Annotated in this window: 18 protein-coding genes and 2 tRNA genes; 10 read left to right on the plus strand and 10 right to left on the minus strand. The window is 37.2% G+C overall.

The window, feature by feature from the left end:
• Positions 1-106 precede the first annotated feature (106 nt).
• On the minus strand, positions 107-1,534 hold the full coding sequence (gene miaB / locus QV04_RS03465) for a tRNA (N6-isopentenyl adenosine(37)-C2)-methylthiotransferase MiaB (RefSeq protein WP_039173613.1): 1,428 nt from the start codon (positions 1,532-1,534) through the stop codon (positions 107-109).
• A gap of 229 nt (positions 1,535-1,763) precedes the next feature.
• On the opposite strand from miaB, the gene QV04_RS03470 reads away from it, so the two are divergent.
• The 5 genes from QV04_RS03470 (at position 1,764) to QV04_RS03490 (ending at position 5,170) form a co-directional block, all read left to right on the plus strand.
• Positions 1,764-2,945 (plus strand): FAD-dependent monooxygenase, encoded by a 1,182-nt coding sequence (locus tag QV04_RS03470; protein ID WP_065230959.1) that lies wholly within the window; start codon positions 1,764-1,766, stop codon positions 2,943-2,945.
• Between the two features lie 146 nt (positions 2,946-3,091).
• Positions 3,092-3,634, plus strand: coding sequence for a translation initiation factor IF-3 (infC, locus tag QV04_RS03475; protein ID WP_080638295.1), 543 nt, complete (start codon positions 3,092-3,094; stop codon positions 3,632-3,634).
• A 103-nt stretch (positions 3,635-3,737) separates the two neighbouring features.
• Positions 3,738-3,935, plus strand: coding sequence for a 50S ribosomal protein L35 (gene rpmI / locus QV04_RS03480; RefSeq protein WP_013745268.1), 198 nt, complete (start codon positions 3,738-3,740; stop codon positions 3,933-3,935).
• Positions 3,936-3,994: 59 nt separating this feature from the next.
• Complete coding sequence (rplT, locus tag QV04_RS03485) at positions 3,995-4,348, plus strand: 50S ribosomal protein L20 (RefSeq protein ID WP_013745267.1); 354 nt, start codon at positions 3,995-3,997, stop codon at positions 4,346-4,348.
• 93 nt (positions 4,349-4,441) lie between these two features.
• Positions 4,442-5,170, plus strand: coding sequence for a DUF7606 domain-containing protein (locus tag QV04_RS03490; protein WP_065230960.1), 729 nt, complete (start codon positions 4,442-4,444; stop codon positions 5,168-5,170).
• A 166-nt stretch (positions 5,171-5,336) separates the two neighbouring features.
• Here QV04_RS03490 and QV04_RS03495 read toward each other — a convergent pair whose 3' ends face one another.
• From QV04_RS03495 to folD, 7 genes are all read right to left on the minus strand, one after another.
• On the minus strand, positions 5,337-5,957 hold the full coding sequence (locus QV04_RS03495; RefSeq protein WP_039173609.1) for a YfgM family protein: 621 nt from the start codon (positions 5,955-5,957) through the stop codon (positions 5,337-5,339).
• A 12-nt stretch (positions 5,958-5,969) separates the two neighbouring features.
• Positions 5,970-7,253 carry a histidine--tRNA ligase gene (hisS, locus tag QV04_RS03500; protein ID WP_065230961.1) on the minus strand — a complete coding sequence of 428 codons (1,284 nt, stop codon included), beginning with the start codon at positions 7,251-7,253 and terminating at the stop codon, positions 5,970-5,972.
• 21 nt (positions 7,254-7,274) lie between these two features.
• The gene (gene ispG / locus QV04_RS03505; RefSeq protein ID WP_065230962.1) at positions 7,275-8,390 is read right to left on the minus strand and encodes a flavodoxin-dependent (E)-4-hydroxy-3-methylbut-2-enyl-diphosphate synthase; all 1,116 of its coding nucleotides are present in this window, start codon (positions 8,388-8,390) and stop codon (positions 7,275-7,277) included.
• Positions 8,391-8,414: 24 nt separating this feature from the next.
• Positions 8,415-9,449, minus strand: a complete 1,035-nt coding sequence (locus tag QV04_RS03510) for a RodZ domain-containing protein (RefSeq protein WP_039173605.1) — start codon at positions 9,447-9,449, stop codon at positions 8,415-8,417.
• A gap of 143 nt (positions 9,450-9,592) precedes the next feature.
• Complete coding sequence (gene pilW, locus QV04_RS03515; RefSeq protein ID WP_039173603.1) at positions 9,593-10,156, minus strand: type IV pilus biogenesis/stability protein PilW; 564 nt, start codon at positions 10,154-10,156, stop codon at positions 9,593-9,595.
• 20 nt (positions 10,157-10,176) lie between these two features.
• Positions 10,177-11,295 carry a bifunctional tRNA (adenosine(37)-C2)-methyltransferase TrmG/ribosomal RNA large subunit methyltransferase RlmN gene (locus tag QV04_RS03520; protein ID WP_156539682.1) on the minus strand — a complete coding sequence of 373 codons (1,119 nt, stop codon included), beginning with the start codon at positions 11,293-11,295 and terminating at the stop codon, positions 10,177-10,179.
• Between the two features lie 354 nt (positions 11,296-11,649).
• Positions 11,650-12,513, minus strand: a complete 864-nt coding sequence (gene folD / locus QV04_RS03525; RefSeq protein WP_039173599.1) for a bifunctional methylenetetrahydrofolate dehydrogenase/methenyltetrahydrofolate cyclohydrolase FolD — start codon at positions 12,511-12,513, stop codon at positions 11,650-11,652.
• Positions 12,514-12,664: 151 nt separating this feature from the next.
• Between folD and QV04_RS03530 the strand changes: the two genes are divergently transcribed.
• Both QV04_RS03530 and QV04_RS03535 read left to right on the plus strand, forming a co-directional pair.
• Positions 12,665-12,741: transfer RNA gene (locus QV04_RS03530), tRNA-Pro, on the plus strand.
• 35 nt (positions 12,742-12,776) lie between these two features.
• Positions 12,777-12,853: transfer RNA gene (locus QV04_RS03535), tRNA-Arg, on the plus strand.
• 116 nt (positions 12,854-12,969) lie between these two features.
• On the opposite strand, the gene QV04_RS03540 is transcribed toward QV04_RS03535, so the two are convergent.
• Positions 12,970-13,248, minus strand: a complete 279-nt coding sequence (locus QV04_RS03540) for a hypothetical protein (RefSeq protein ID WP_065231039.1) — start codon at positions 13,246-13,248, stop codon at positions 12,970-12,972.
• Entirely contained in the window at positions 13,245-13,424 is a 180-nt protein-coding gene (locus tag QV04_RS03545; protein ID WP_013745256.1) for a hypothetical protein, read from the minus strand. The genes QV04_RS03540 and QV04_RS03545 overlap by 4 nt, the downstream gene beginning before the upstream one ends.
• A gap of 204 nt (positions 13,425-13,628) precedes the next feature.
• On the opposite strand from QV04_RS03545, the gene udk reads away from it, so the two are divergent.
• From udk to QV04_RS03560, 3 genes are read left to right on the plus strand one after another with little or no spacing between them, the layout of a single operon-like run.
• Entirely contained in the window at positions 13,629-14,285 is a 657-nt protein-coding gene (gene udk, locus QV04_RS03550; RefSeq protein ID WP_065231040.1) for a uridine kinase, read from the plus strand.
• 15 nt (positions 14,286-14,300) lie between these two features.
• Positions 14,301-14,882, plus strand: coding sequence for a dCTP deaminase (gene dcd / locus QV04_RS03555; protein ID WP_065231041.1), 582 nt, complete (start codon positions 14,301-14,303; stop codon positions 14,880-14,882).
• Between the two features lie 2 nt (positions 14,883-14,884).
• Positions 14,885-16,153 carry a hypothetical protein gene (locus tag QV04_RS03560; RefSeq protein WP_065231042.1) on the plus strand — a complete coding sequence of 423 codons (1,269 nt, stop codon included), beginning with the start codon at positions 14,885-14,887 and terminating at the stop codon, positions 16,151-16,153.
• The last annotated feature ends 55 nt before the right edge of the window (positions 16,154-16,208 follow it).

Raw genomic sequence — 16,208 nt, forward strand, 5'->3', positions numbered from 1 at the left:
AAAATACATCCTACCGCTGTGAATAGCAGAGTTTTAATCGTTTCGGTGTTTTTAATAAAACAGCGAATCTGTGAAAAATTCGTTATTATTCCTTACCAAAAAACGATTAATTGGCTTGATAATGTCCAACACCGAGTTCATCCTCTTTGCGTGTACGTTGTATTACTGCTTGTGGAGAGTGTTGTACTCGAAGATCCATATCATTTTCAGTGCGTACTACTTCACCACGTAAAGAATTGGTATAAACATCAGTGATTTTTACATCAACGAATTTGCCAATCATATCTGGTGAGCCGACAAAATTAACAATACGATTATTTTCGGTACGACCTGTTAACTCCATAATGTCTTTTTTGGACGGACCTTCCACCAAAATACGTTGTTCAGTGCCTAACATACGGCGGCTGAATTGTGATGCTTGTTGATTAATGCGTTCTTGTAACAGATATAAACGTTGTTTTTTTTCCTCTTCGCTAACATCATCCGGCATATCTGCTGCCGGGGTGCCGGGACGGGCAGAGTAGATAAAACTGAAACTCATATCAAAATTGACTTGCGCAATTAAATTCATGGTTTGTTCAAAATCTTGTGCGGTTTCTCCAGGGAAGCCAACAATAAAATCGGAACTGATTTGAATATCAGGACGAGCTTCACGTAGTTTACGGATAATCGCTTTATATTCCAATGCGGTGTGATTACGTTTCATCATAGATAAAACACGGTCGGAACCGCTTTGCACTGGTAAATGTAGGAAGCTAACTAGTTCCGGAGTATCGCGATAGACATCAATAATATCATCAGTAAATTCTATCGGATGAGACGTAGTAAAACGTAAACGATCAATACCATCAATTGCAGCAACTAAACGTAATAATTCGGCAAATGAGCAAATCTCACCATCGTGGGTCGGACCTCGGTAAGCATTTACATTTTGACCTAACAAATTGACTTCTCGAACCCCCTGTTCTGCCAATTGTGCAATTTCAAATAACACATCATCGACAGGGCGGCTTACTTCTTCGCCACGTGTATAAGGTACAACGCAGAATGAACAATATTTATTACAACCTTCCATAATGGAAACAAATGCTGTTGGACCTTCGGCTCTAGGCTCTGGTAAGCGATCAAATTTTTCAATTTCTGGGAAACTGACATCGACCACAGAGCTTTTACCCCCACGAATTTGATTAACCATTTCCGGCAGGCGGTGCAAAGTTTGTGGGCCGAAAATAATATCAACATAAGGGGCACGATCACGAATATGTTCACCTTCCTGTGAGGCGACACAACCGCCAACACCGATAATCAGATTAGGATTTTGTTTTTTCAAATCTTTCCAACGTCCTAATTGATGGAATACTTTTTCTTGTGCCTTTTCACGGATTGAACAGGTATTCAATAACAAAATATCTGCTTCTTCCGCATTTTCTGTCAACTCTAAACCGTGAGTATTGTTTAATAAGTCTGCCATTTTAGCTGAGTCATACTCATTCATTTGGCAGCCCCAAGTTTTAATGTGTAGTTTTTGTGTCATTCTATTTCAATTGAAAGTTAATGGATGATTTAAATTGGATAAGTGTGATACTGACTTATCCGCGATAAAATAGTGCTATCTGAATATAGCGGCGTAAAAGTCGGCGGCTATTCTACCGATTTATCTGCATAATCTCTAGCACTTCATTGGGGTATGTTAATGATTTTCTTTTAGGCAACTTCAGCTTTTGTGAGTAAAATAAGGGAAAAAAGAAGAAAAGGGTACAAAAATGTGTGAACAGGCAAAACATTATGATTTTATTATTATTGGCGGAGGAATGGTTGGTGCTGCTTGTGCTGCTGGACTAGCTAGATTAGGATTGAAAATATTCGTGCTAGAACGTTTACCTTTACCTCATTTTTCCACTGATTGTGAATATGATTTACGTATTTCCGCTATCAGTCAAGGATCAGTTAAATTATTGGAGAATTTAAATGCGTGGCAATATATCGCAGATCGTCGAGTTTGCCCTTATAGCGAATTAAGTACTTGGGAGATAGAAGGCTTTTCTACTACGTTTAGTGCTAAAGAGGTTGATTTACCGCAACTTGGCTTTATGGTGGAAAATCTCTTGATTCAAGAGGGATTGTGGCAACAGTTCCAACAATTACCGAATGTTGATTTTGCCGCGAATTGTGAGGTCAGTGTACAACAGTATCAGCAGAATATATGGCATCTTATTTTAGACAATGGAGAACGGATTTGTAGTCCATATATTATCGCTGCTGATGGAGCAACCTCTCAATGGCGAACAATTGCTGGTATTGGCGTTACAGGTTGGCGTTATCAACAGGATTGTATGTTAATTTTAGCGGATACGGAAGCCGAACAGCAGTCAATGACGTGGCAACAATTCTATCCAAGTGGTCCTCGCGCTTTATTGCCATTATTAGGTAAACAGGTCTGTTTGGTTTGGTATGATATGCCTGAAAGGATTGATTTTTTGAAAAAATTATCAGCAGAAAAATTAACAGCAGAAGTTGAGCAATATTTTCCTGAAAGATTAGGCAAAATTACGGTTAAAAAATGGGGTTCATTTGCCTTAACTCGCCGTCACGCACAGCAGTATTATAAAAATGGTGTGATTTTAGTCGGTGATGCGGCACACAGTATTCATCCTTTAGCTGGACAGGGAGTAAATCTTGGTTTTAAGGATGTGAAAGCATTATTGGAAAATGTTGAGTGGGTACTAAAACAGGATGTCGGTTTAACGAAAGATAACTTTTTGCAACGCTATCAACAGCAACGTTATAAAGATAATCTGTTAATGCAATCAACAATGGATGTTTTTTATAAAACATTTCGTTCTCCATTACTGCCGGTTAAGGTAGCACGTAATATTGCATTATTGGTTTCTGAGCGAGCTGGTTTTATTAAGCGTCAGGCTTTGCGTTATGCTCTAGGCTTATAAACGAAAGTGAGAAAATTGAGCTTGCTTATTGCAACTACAGCGGAAATTTTATAGAATCAGCACCGTTTTTTGTCAATAAATTGATGAACAACCTAAGTTTCTGTATTTTGCAGATGGATAAGTTAACTTAATAGAGGAATAAGATTATTAAAACCGTAAAAAAAGCACCAGCAGCTAATCGTCCGAATCGTATTAATGAAGAAATTCGTGTGAAGGAAGTCCGTTTGATCGACCAAGATGGTGAGCAAGCGGGGATTGTATCTATCCAACAGGCATTAGAGTTGGCTGAGCAGGCCGATTTGGATCTTGTCGAAATCAGTCCTAATGCTGAACCTCCGGTTTGCCGTATTATGAATTACGGTAAATTCCTTTATGAAAAGAGCAAAACTGCAAAAGAGCAGAAAAAGAAACAGAAAGTTGTTCAGGTAAAAGAAGTTAAGTTCCGTCCTGGAACTGACGAAGGCGATTATCAGGTAAAACTACGCAGCCTGATTCGCTTTTTGGAAGATGGGGATAAAACTAAAATCACACTACGTTTTCGTGGTCGTGAATTGGCACATCAGCAGATTGGCATCGAAATGTTGGATCGTATCAAAGCAGATTTGGCAGAATTAGCTGTAGTTGAATCTGAACCATCTAAGATTGAAGGTCGTCAAATGGTGATGGTGCTTGCCCCGAAAAAGAAATAGTCAGTGCAGTTCAAGTAGTGAGAAGTAAAGGTGTTTTGCGTCTTTGCTTTTTATTCGCCTGATTATTAGTGATTAATCGTAAACAATGCGGAGTTATTAAACAATGCCTAAAATTAAAACAGTACGTGGTGCTGCTAAACGTTTCAAAAAAACTGGAACTGGCGGTTTTAAACGTAAACAATCTCATCTTCGTCATATTTTGACTAAGAAATCAACTAAACGTAAACGCCATTTACGTCATAAATCAATGGTTGCGAAAGCAGACCAAGTTTTAGTCGTAGCTTGTTTACCATACGCATAACCCACAGGTTAGCGAACGTTTCGTTATTTTTTAAGTACAAATAGACAAAGGAGATTCCTATGGCCCGTGTAAAACGTGGTGTAATTGCAAGAGCTCGTCATAAGAAAATTCTTAAGGCAGCTAAAGGTTATTATGGTGCACGTTCTCGTGTATATCGTGTTGCTTTCCAAGCAGTAATTAAAGCTGGTCAATATGCTTACCGTGACCGCCGTCAACGTAAACGTCAATTCCGTCAATTATGGATTGCTCGTATCAATGCGGCAGCTCGTCAAAACGGTTTATCATACAGCCGTTTTATTAATGGTTTGAAAAAAGCTTCTGTGGAAATCGATCGTAAAATTCTTGCTGATATCGCAGTATTCGATAAAGTAGCTTTCGCAGCTTTAGTTGAAAAAGCAAAATCAGCACTTTAATAAACAGATTTCGTTTATTTTAGGTTTAGAAAGGATAGTGATTTAAAAAACACTATCCTTTTTTATTAGTTTTCAAATAAAGGGAGTTCAAATATGAAATTAAAATTAGTAACCGTGCTGTTCGTGCTTGGTTTGGCACAGGCTTGCAGTGTAAATGCGGAACAATCTACTAATAACAGTAATGATGGTGCTGCCGTAAATACTAATGATTTTTCTGTACAGTTTGCTAAAGGGGAAAATTTCGCCGAATTAAAAGGCACAATTAAAGGCTATGATGTAGATCGCTATAGCTTTTATGCAAAACAAGGTCAGCTTCTTACTTTAGAAACAATCGATAATGACCGACAAATTCAATTTTCACTTAACCACGCTAAAGCGACAGCTAATTTATCAGCTATTTATCAAGTGTTGCCGTATTCAGGTAAATATACATTGACTGTATATCAAACTCGTAATGATGCTCGTAAACAGCCGAATGTGAAACGTGTTTATAATGTGAAACTGAAGATTATTAATGTAGAACAGAAAAATATCAAAGGAATCAATGATATAGTTTATCGTTGTGATAACGGTAAAGATCTTAAAATCAGTTATCAACAAGATCAGGTAAACGTTTTTTGGCAAGGTAAAATGGAATTATTAAAATGGGATAAACAGCTAAGCCAAGGTGATCATTTTGTTTTTGCTAATCAATATTATATGTTAAGTGTTGAAGCGTTGAATACTCAAAATTGGCAACAGAGCAAAGTTAATTCTTGGTTGCAATTAGGTAAAACGGCTTCCCAAGATAAGGTCTTATTACAAGAGTGTGTAGCTAAATAAATGCACTATTTGTGTTTACAGCAAATTTAACCTGTTATATTCGATAGAATGGTTACTGGTGTTACTGATAATAGCGTTGTAATGTTATTAGCAATTTTTTTATTTTGATAATATGTGATTTTTCAGATATAAAAATCCCCCGATAGTGTGTCGGGGGAAAGGGATATTACAAATTATTGATTTGGATTTGTAACCATTGTGCTTCAAGTGGGTTGGCAGTGGTTAATGCCGCTTCAAACGATTTTTTCGCTTCCGCTTTATTACCCATTGCATTATAAATTTCACCTGAAAGCATCGCTTTTCTTCCTTGCCACGCTTGATCCGTTACTTTGCCTAATGTTGCCAATGCCGGTTCAAACTGTTTCAACTGTGTTTGTACACTTGCTAAACGCAGTGCGATTAATGAAATCAATGCGCTATCCTTTGCATTGTTAAGTGCTTTTTGTAGCGTATCGGCAGCTTGTTGCCATTGATTGACGTCAATCTGTTTTTTTGCCTGTTCTAATAATAAAAAGGCGGAGTAAGTGCTGCTTGGATTAGCTTCAACAAATTGAGTTAATTGGGCATTTGCCTTCACAGTATCAGATTGTTCGGTAGCCTTCATTATTTGAGAAAATTCCGCAGAAGATTGATGAATTTTACTCTGCTGGTAACCCTGCCAATAACGCCATCCGAATACACCGATAATAGCTAAAATAATAGCGGCAATAATGACTTTGCCGTTCTCTTTCCACCACTGTTTGATTTCTTCAATTTGCAGTTGTTCATCACTGGTTGTATAAGCCATTATGTTGCCTCCTTAGCGAGATGTGTAAAATGGGGTTAAATAGCCGATAGCATCGGTATTTGCTAATGTAATTTGCTGTTCTCCACTTAATAGATCTTTAATCACAACCTGTTGTCGTGCTACTTCATCTTCACCGAGAATTAATGCAAATTTTGCGCCGAGCTTGTCTGCACGTTTAAATTGTTTTTTAAAGTTACCTCCACTGCAATGTAACATTACTTTAATTTGTGGTAACGCTGAACGAAGTTGGGTAGCTAATTGTAGGGCAGGTAGAGTTGTATTATCTCCCTGATGAATAACATAAATATCAACATTAGGGTTAATCGGTGGATTTTTAACAACTTCCTGAATCAGCAACACTAAACGTTCCAAGCCCATAGCAAAACCGACTGCTGGTGTAGCGTGGCCACCAAGTTGTTCTACTAAACCATCATAGCGTCCGCCTCCGCAAACAGTACCTTGTGCGCCTAAAGCAGTGGTTACCCATTCAAAAACAGTTTTGTTGTAGTAATCTAAACCACGTACTAATTTCTGATTAATCTCATAGCGAATACCATATTGTTCTAAAATTGAACAAAGTGTTGCAAAATGTTGACGAGAATCTTCATCTAAATAATCGTGCAATTTCGGTGCATTATTTAAAATTTGCTGCACCTCCTCATCTTTACTATCCAAAATTCGCAATGGATTAGTGGTTAAACGACGTTTACTGTCTTCATCCAACCGATCCACATAATTTTGCAAATAATTAACCAATGCGGCACGATAGTTTTTGCGTGCTTCTAATGAACCGATAGAGTTAAGTTGCAATTGTACGTGATCGGCAATACCTAAATCTTGCCATAATTTTGCGGTCATAATAATTAATTCTGCATCAATTAATGGATTTGCGATACCGAAAACTTCAACCCCGCATTGATGAAATTGGCGATAACGACCTTTTTGCGGACGTTCGTAACGGAACATAGGCCCAATATACCATAAACGCTGTTCTTGATTATAAAGCAAACCGTGTTCGATTCCGGCACGTACACAACCGGCAGTTCCTTCCGGACGCAATGTTAAACTTTCATCATCACGATCATTAAACGTGAACATCTCTTTTTCAACAACATCAGTTACTTCACCGATAGCACGAGCAAAAAGCGGAGTTGATTCAACAATCGGCATCCGGATTTCTGAGTAACCGTAACTGCTTAAACGCTGCTTGATTTTATTTTCTACCCATTGCCATAACGGTGTATCGCTAGGCAGATAGTCGTTCATTCCTCGAATAGCTTGAATAGTTTTTGCCACATTAAATTCCTATTTTTATGATTAAACTTGTTCTACTTTAATTTGATTATTTGGATCTAACGCACTTATTCGTGCACGAATCTGAGTTTCGAGCTGATCGATAAGATGATCATTATCAAAACGCTCTTTTTGACGTTGTCCGGCGATATAAAAACCACTTTTTTTATTGCCACCGGCGACACCAAGATCGGAAACCAAAGCCTCTCCCGGACCGTTTACCACACAACCGATAATGGAAACATCCATTGGTGTAATAATATCTTCTAAACGTTGTTCTAAAGCATTAACGGTTGCGATAACATCAAACTCCTGACGAGAGCAGGTTGGGCAAGCGATAAAATTAATGCCACGAGAACGGATACGCAATGATTTTAAAATATCGAAACCGACCTTGATCTCTTCTACCGGATCGGCTGCTAAGGAAACACGTAAGGTATCACCTATACCTTCAGCAAGCAACATACCTAGTCCAATAGCACTTTTCACAGAACCGGAGCGGGCGCCACCTGCTTCGGTAATGCCGAGATGAAGTGGCTGTTTAATTTGTTTAGCCAATAATCGATAAGCATCTACTGCTAAGAAAACATCAGAGGCTTTAACACTGACTTTAAACTGATCGAAATTCAATCGATCAAGAATATCAACGTGTCGCAATGCTGACTCTAATAAAGCTTGTGGTGTTGGTTCACCATATTTTTCTTGCAGATCCTTTTCTAATGAACCAGCATTAACACCGATCCGAATTGGAATATTTTTATCTCTGGCACAATCGACTACAGCACGGATACGATCTTCTCTACCGATATTACCCGGATTGATTCTTAAACAGTCAACGCCGTATTCAGCAACTTTTAATGCGATACGGTAATCAAAATGAATATCGGCAACTAACGGCACTTTAACCTGTTGTTTAATCAGTTTAAATGCTTCTGCTGCGTCCATTGTTGGCACGGAAACACGTACAATATCAGCACCGACACGCTCCAATGCTTTGATTTGAGCAACAGTTGCTTCAATATCGGTGGTTCTTGTATTCGTCATTGATTGAACAGCAATAGGTGCTCCATCACCGATGGGTACATTGCCAACATAAATACGAGTAGATTTTCTACGTTGAATAGGAGATTGTTTTAACATATTTTTCTTTAAAATTAATGATAATTACTGTTGAGCCGGTAGCGTTAATTTTGCTACACGACCATCAATTTTTAATGGCACATCTTGACCTTGGTAACTGATTTTTACATTTTGTGGTGCACCAATAATTAATGAATAAGGCGCATCACCAGTCAAATCTAAAATTTCGCCGCGTCTGTATTCTCGTTCTGCTAATGTTTTGCGATTAGCATCTTTTACACTAAGCCAACAACTTTCACCGGTAATTTCAATTTTTAAATTATTTGGAATAACATCTTCTGCAGCAGGATTGGTGGTTGTTAAGTTTTCTGTAGTACTGTTATTGCCATCAATTTTATTCATTTCTGTAGCTAAAGCTTCGGTTGATGTATTTGGATAAGCTTCACTGTTTTTATTTTCACTACTATTGTTAGTAGAGCTATTAGTTACTACGGTTGTTTCTTTATTATTAACTACTGCTGTAGTCTCGTTAGCTTCAGTTTGAAGATTAGTAGTGCTTGTTGTTTCAATATTTTCGTTATTATCGGTTACTGTTGTTTCTGTATTGTTACCGTTTTCACTTATTGAATCAGTGCCTACTGGAGCGCTCTCAGTTGTGTTTTGTTCCGCTATGGAATGCTCTTCAACAAAATTATTGCGTTCGCTAGCAGAGCGTTGGTGATCCTGCCACCACCATAAAACAGTCATACCGATGATGATAATTAATACAATACAACTTAAAGGTCGTAACCAACGGTGATGAGAAACATAGCGATTAACAGAGTTTTTGGTACGATGATTTTTATTTAAGTCATTTTTTACTTCCGTACCAAAGGCAATATTATCGGTTAATAAAGTTGCTGGTAAATGTAGGAATTTTAAGTAATTACGTAAGTAACCACGAGCGAAAGTTGCTGGAATATCTTTTAAAACAAATTGGTTTTCTTCGAATTGTTTTAATATTACCGGTCGTAAGTTTATCTGTTCGGCAACCTGTTCAATAGTTAATCCAAGTTGTTCACGAGCATTACGCAGTTGTTGTCCTAAATCGACATTAGTTGCAAGTTGTTCCTGATCCATAATCGTTTATTACTTATTGTGATGAATAGCTGTAGCGGATTGTAAGAATACGCTGGTGGCTATAAAGAAAAATTATTTAGCTATTATACAGATTGGCAGGCAAGAGAAAAATAAGAATAATCTCAATCAAGGTGATTTTGCCGTTATTTATGTAAACGTTGCCGTAAATTTTTCGCTTTATCTACAGAATATTTCTCCAATTGGGTTAAAGCTTGTTCAATTTTGTTTTGATCGTTAGCTAAAACGGCACAAATAGCAATATTTTCATAAGTATCAGCAAAATGATAATAAGATTTACTTTTTAATGCTTGTTCAAAAAAATTAAATGCCGCATTAAATTGTCGTTGAGAGCAGAGGTAAGTAGCATAGTTATTCAATACATCGCCATTCTTAGGAGAAAGAGTGAGTGCTTTTTGATAATATTCTCCAGCAAGTTCGAGTTGTTGGGTATGTTGATAAAAATAGGCTAAACCAAGATAAGGCAAGTAATCATTTGGAGTATGTTGTAGTGCTTTATCTAAATTAGCTTTTGCTAATGTAGGATTGCCGTGTGATAAATAAGCTAACCCTAATTCAACACGAGTTTTTGCCGCAGCGGCATTATTAAAAGTAGGAGATTTATTTATAGTAGAATGACTACAAGCAAAAAGTGAAAATAGTGAGGAAAGTAGAATAAAAAATTTCAGTTTCATCATTATATTTTTCATAATTTCCTCACTTACTAGCATTAAGATTGCGTTATTTCAATATTTTTACCAAAAGCTCGTTTTTGTGCAGTACGTTTTGTACGATCAATTACATCTCCGGCAAGTTGTCCACAAGCCGCATCAATATCATCGCCACGAGTTTTTCGTACAATAACGGTAAATCCATATTCCATTAATGTTTTTTGGAAGCGATCGATACGCGTATTAGAACTCTTGTTATAAGGTGCTTCTGGGAACGGATTCCAAGGAATAAGATTGATTTTACAAGGCGTATGCTTTAATAATTGAGCTAATTGATGTGCGTGTTCGACTTCATCATTAACGTGATCGAGCATAACATATTCAATAGTTACCTTACCGTGGTTTGCATTGGAAATTTTTAGATAACGATTTACGGAATCAATTAACATTTCAATATTATATTTTTTATTTAAAGGCACAATCTCATTGCGCAACTCATCATTGGGCGCATGTAATGAAATTGCTAAAGCAACATCGATCATTTCACCCAGTTTATCAAGTGCTGGTACAACACCGGAGGTTGATAAAGTCACTCGGCGCTTGGATAAACCATAACCAAAATCATCTAACATAATCTCCATTGCTGGTACTACATTGCTTACGTTTAACAAGGGTTCGCCCATCCCCATCATTACCACATTAGTAATCGGTCTAACTTTTGTTTCACCGAAAGCACCAATCACTTTGGAAGCGCGCCAAACCTGACCAATAATTTCAGAAACGGTCAAATTACGATTAAAACCTTGTTGCGCTGTTGAACAGAATGTACAAGCCAAAGCACAACCAACTTGGGAAGATACGCAAAGTGTGGCACGATCTGCTTCCGGAATATAAACACTCTCGATTTGTTGATCACCAACCTGCATAGCCCATTTTATAGTACCATCGGAAGAACGTTGCTCAATTGCAATTTCAGGCGCTTTAATTTCTGCAACTTGCTTTAATTTTTCACGCAAAACTTTGTTAATATTAGTCATATTATCGAAATTATCTTCACCATAGTGATAGATCCATTTCATAATTTGATCCGCACGGAAAGGTTTTTCGCCTAAATCCGACAAAAAATGACGCATTTCTTGACGGGTTAGATTAAGTAAATTGGTTTTTTCAGTGGTCATAAATTGCCTCGTTATTACACATTGTGGCATAGCAATTAAATTGGTGCTTCAAGGTGTCATAATTTTAAAAAGCTCGCATTTTACTGAGTTGCTACACATTATGCTAGCAAATTTATTATATATAATGAGTAAATTTTGCTTCAAATTTGTGAACTATATCGAGAAATAAAAAAAAGCTGTACTTTTATATGCTGTTCTGTGAGCTAAAGGGTAAAAACTTGCCCAATATGCAATAATTAAGCCTTGCATCGATTTACTCAGCCTAAAAAAGTTAGATTTATTTTATTAAGAATTAAGCCCTGTAATCTACAGAGCTTAATTGTGTGAATGTGGAGAATTGTTTAAATTATGAGTTTAATTGGCAATATTCAGATGGTTTTTGTAAGCTGAAAAAGTATTGACCATCAACATTGCAACTGTCATAGGACCGACTCCGCCCGGAACCGGTGTAATAAAACTTGCTCGTTGTTGTGCAGCTTCAAATCCGATATCACCGATAACTTTCTTATCGGCAACTCGGTTAATACCGACATCAATTACTATTGCTCCGGGCTTTACCCATTCGCCTGGTATTAAATGTGGTTTACCGACAGCAACAATCAAAATATCCGCTTGAGCAACCAATTCCTGCAAGTTTTTCGTAAAGCGGTGCGTTACGGTCACAGTTGCACCTGCAAGCAGTAATTCCATTGCCATTGGGCGACCGACAATATTGGAGGCACCAACAATAACAGCGTGTTGTCCGTGTAGATCAACACCGGTGGTTTCGAGCAGTTTCATAATGCCGTAAGGTGTGCAAGCACGTAATGTTGGAATGCGTTGGCATAAACGCCCTACATTATAAGGATGAAAACCGTCCACATCTTTTGATGGAGAAATACGTTCGATAACTTTTACGCTACTGATATGTTTTGGCAAAGGTAATTGAACTAAAATGCCGTCAATAGTATCGTCCTGATTCAATTCATCAATTAATGAGAGCAGTTCCTGTTCAGAAATATTGTCTGATAAATTATATGATTTTGATTGAATTCCCACTTCTAGACAACTTTTTTTCTTATTATCGACATAAATTTGTGATGCGGGATTTTCTCCTACTAAAATTACTGCTAGTCCTGGTGAACGCAGCCCTTGATCAATGATAGTTTGAATTTTTTGATGAAGGTCACTCTTAATAGATTTTGCTAAATCCTTACCGGAAATGATTTGAGCGGACATTGTTTTCTCCATAATGTGTTTGCATGTACGCTAATTTTCGCAAAAAAAAGCTTGTTTGATAAGAGTATGGATTAATTTTAAGCGTTTATTTTTAAATTTAAAAAAAATGATTGACGCAACAGAAATAAAAATTATAATGCACCTCACACGTCGGCGAGTAGCGCAGTTTGGTAGCGCAACTGGTTTGGGACCAGTGGGTCGTAGGTTCAAATCCTATCTCGCCGACCATTTTTTTATCTTCTATTTCCCTTTTTTCATCCTATGCGCCCTTAGCTCAGCTGGATAGAGCAACGGCCTTCTAAGCCGTAGGTCATTGGTTCGAATCCAATAGGGCGTGCCATTTAATATAAATTATGCTTTTCTTTGTCTAACAGTTTGATAAGAAATGAGTGCTATGAAGTGGGCTTAAGTTAGGTTTGCTTTTTGATAGTAAACTTAAATAGGTAAAATGAGTTTTTAATGATTAATCCCTTTTGGCAAAAAGGCGTAAATCATTACATAGTTTCCAACTACTAAGAATTTTACTGAATGTCCATTTTTAAGAGGATATAGATGAAATTTTCCATCTGAATAGGCAGGTGCAATATAGCTTAATTTATCAGCAAGTCTTTCTATCTCATCAATAAATTGTTCTGCGACTACGTTAGATTGGCTTTGAGCCAAAATATACTCCGCTTTATCTAGAAGTTGAATTCGAGCTATTTCTGACCAGAGAACAATATAATCTTGCTTCATCGGTTTAGTGCCTGACGTAGTTCAGCCATAATTTCTTCGTGCGAATAGGTTTTTATCTTGCCATTTAAAACACTTTGCAAAAAGCGTTGTTCTTCAGTTAATGATTGTTGAAAAACAGATAACACTTTTTCTTGGAAACTGTCTTGTTGGGCTGTTTTTGCTTGAGTTTCTCGCATAAGATTTCCTTTTTTGTAAAGTGTCTATGTTAATTCCGCACTATTCTAAATTGTACTTTTCACAGAAGCAAGAATAAAAAAGGCGTTCATTTCTACTTATTTTTGTCTTTATTATTGATTCTTTTTCTATGACTTAACAGTCACCCCCCTTTTCTTTATAATAGTCAGAATTTTTTTATTTATCAGTTAAATGGCGAAATTATTATGTCGGAAATTGCAACAACACAAGAACCCTCCATTATCATTGGTATTGCCGGCGCTTCAGCATCAGGCAAAAGTCTTATTGCTTCAACAATTTATAAAGAGCTTTGTGAAGAGTTGGGATGTGAAGAGATCGGTATTATTTCGGAAGATTGTTATTACAAAGATCAAAGCCATCTAGATTTTGAGACTCGAACTAAAACTAATTATGACCACCCGAATTCAATGGATCGTGAGTTGTTGTTACAACATTTACAGTCATTAAAAACAGGTGAGGCGGTAGAAATTCCAGAATATAGTTACGTTGAACATACTCGTACCGGAAATACGAGACATTTTGAGCCGAAAAAGGTGATTATTCTTGAAGGAATTTTGTTATTGACTGATGAACGTATTCGTAACGAAATCAATGTTTCTATCTTTGTAGATGCACCGTTGGATATCTGTTTTATTCGTCGTTTAAAACGAGATATGGAAGAGCGTGGCAGAACAATGGATTCAGTCGTAGAGCAGTATCGCAAAACAGTTCGTCCAATGTTCTTTCAATTTATTGAGCCGTCAAAACAGTATGCAGATATTATTGTGCCACGTGGAGGAAAAAATCGTATTGCTATAAATATTTTAAAGGCGCAAATTTTACAATTACTTCGTAAAAAATAGTGGAAAGGTGAAGCGATGAGATTATGTGATATTGATATTGAACGCTATTTGGATGAAGGTAAGATTGTTCTAACCCCGCGTCCTGACAGCAGTAAAATTAATGGCGCAACAGTGGATGTTCGTTTAGGTAATTCTTTCCGCGTATTTCGCGATCATTCTGCTGCTTACATTGATTTAAGCGGTCCGAGAGAGTCTGTAACGGCACAATTAGAGAGCGTGATGAGCGATGAAATTATCATTGAGGATGGGAAGCCTTTCTTTTTACATCCTGGTGTCTTGGCATTGGCAAGCACTTATGAATCAGTTAAATTGCCTAGTAATATTATAGGTTGGTTGGATGGGCGTTCTTCATTGGCTCGGCTAGGATTAATGGTTCACGTCACAGCTCATCGTATTGATCCGGGTTGGGAAGGACGGATTGTGCTGGAATTTTATAACTCAGGTAAATTGCCATTAGCATTGCGACCTAAAATGGTAATCGGCGCTTTGAGTTTTGAAGTGTTGAGTGGTGAAGCTCAAAGGCCATATAACAGTAGGTCGGATGCAAAATATAAGAATCAGCAAGGTGCAGTGGCGAGTAGGATAGATAAGGACTGATTATGAAACGGAAGTGGCTGCTTATTGTTATTACAGTGATGTTATTAAGCATTGGTCTGGTGTACTACCAAATCCCAAAGATGGCTCACTATATCACGCAGCGTCTTGCTTCCGATTACAATATCAAACTTAAACCGGAGAGTTTAAGTTTCTCTTATTTCCCTTTAACTATTCACGCTGAAGAGGTTCATTACCATAAAAATGGCTGGATGTTTTCTGCCGAAGAGCTGAAATTAATTCTCAATTATTGGGGGTGGATTTCCGGCAAAAATTGGATTAAACAGCTCGAGGTTGAGAACGGTAGCATTTATAAGGATGATGAAGCTTATTTAACCCATATTTCAGCGGTGGTAAAACAGATTAGCCAAACATCCGTATTAAGTGCTAAAGTTGAGTTTTCAAAAGCAGAAAACCGTTATTTTCAGCATCTAAAAGGGCAATTTTATTTTCAGCTCGGCGAGCATAAATATCTAGTAAAGCAACTTAATGTTGATTGGCAATGGTTGCATAAAATTGGTGAGATGAAATCCACAAAATTACAGGTTGATGAAGCCTTGGTTGATGGTAATGTCGGAGAAGCTAAGGCAACGGAGATTATACTGAATAAGTTAAAATTGCCTCGTATTCAAATGAATTTCAAAGCAAAAAATCAATTTGATTGGCAATTTGTTTTTGCTCCGAATGCTCAAATCTTATTAACGCAGAAAAATGATGATCAGCTACGTAATAAGTGGCATTTTGTTGGAGAAAATGTGCCACTTGAACCGATAACAACATTGCTTGGTTATCAACCATTGATTGAATCTTCTTTTGATTTTAATGGTGAAATAGCTACGGTTGCAGAGCAGAAACAGCAAGTTCATTTTCATTTTGAAAGTGTCAATGGCGGTAAGATTAAAGGCTTTAATGTGGTAAACTTATTGGAGTCATCGTTGCCTTTTTCATTAACTAATCCGGATAGATCGTTGCAAGATAGTAAGTTTAATAAACTTAGTGGCAGTTTGGTCGGAGATTCATCACTAATTCAACTACACCATATCGAACTTGATTTACCGGCGGTGAACCTTTCTGGTCAGGGCAATGTTTATCCTCAATCTTCTCAATGTGAATGGAAGTTTGATTTACAACCGCATCAACAAAAATATCAACAATATCAAATCGGTATTGATTTAAATGGAGATTGTTCATCACCTCGTTATCGTATCCGTTTGGATGATATTTTGAAAGAGAAAGTAAAATCGAAATTACAAAAATTACTGGAAAAATTGTAAGTGGGAACAGCAGACTGATATAAATAATAATTTTTGACATGTGATGGAAAATGGC

Origin of the sequence: Gallibacterium genomosp. 1, from assembly GCF_001678575.1 — a bacterium.
Taxonomy (GTDB): Bacteria; Pseudomonadota; Gammaproteobacteria; order Enterobacterales; family Pasteurellaceae; genus Gallibacterium.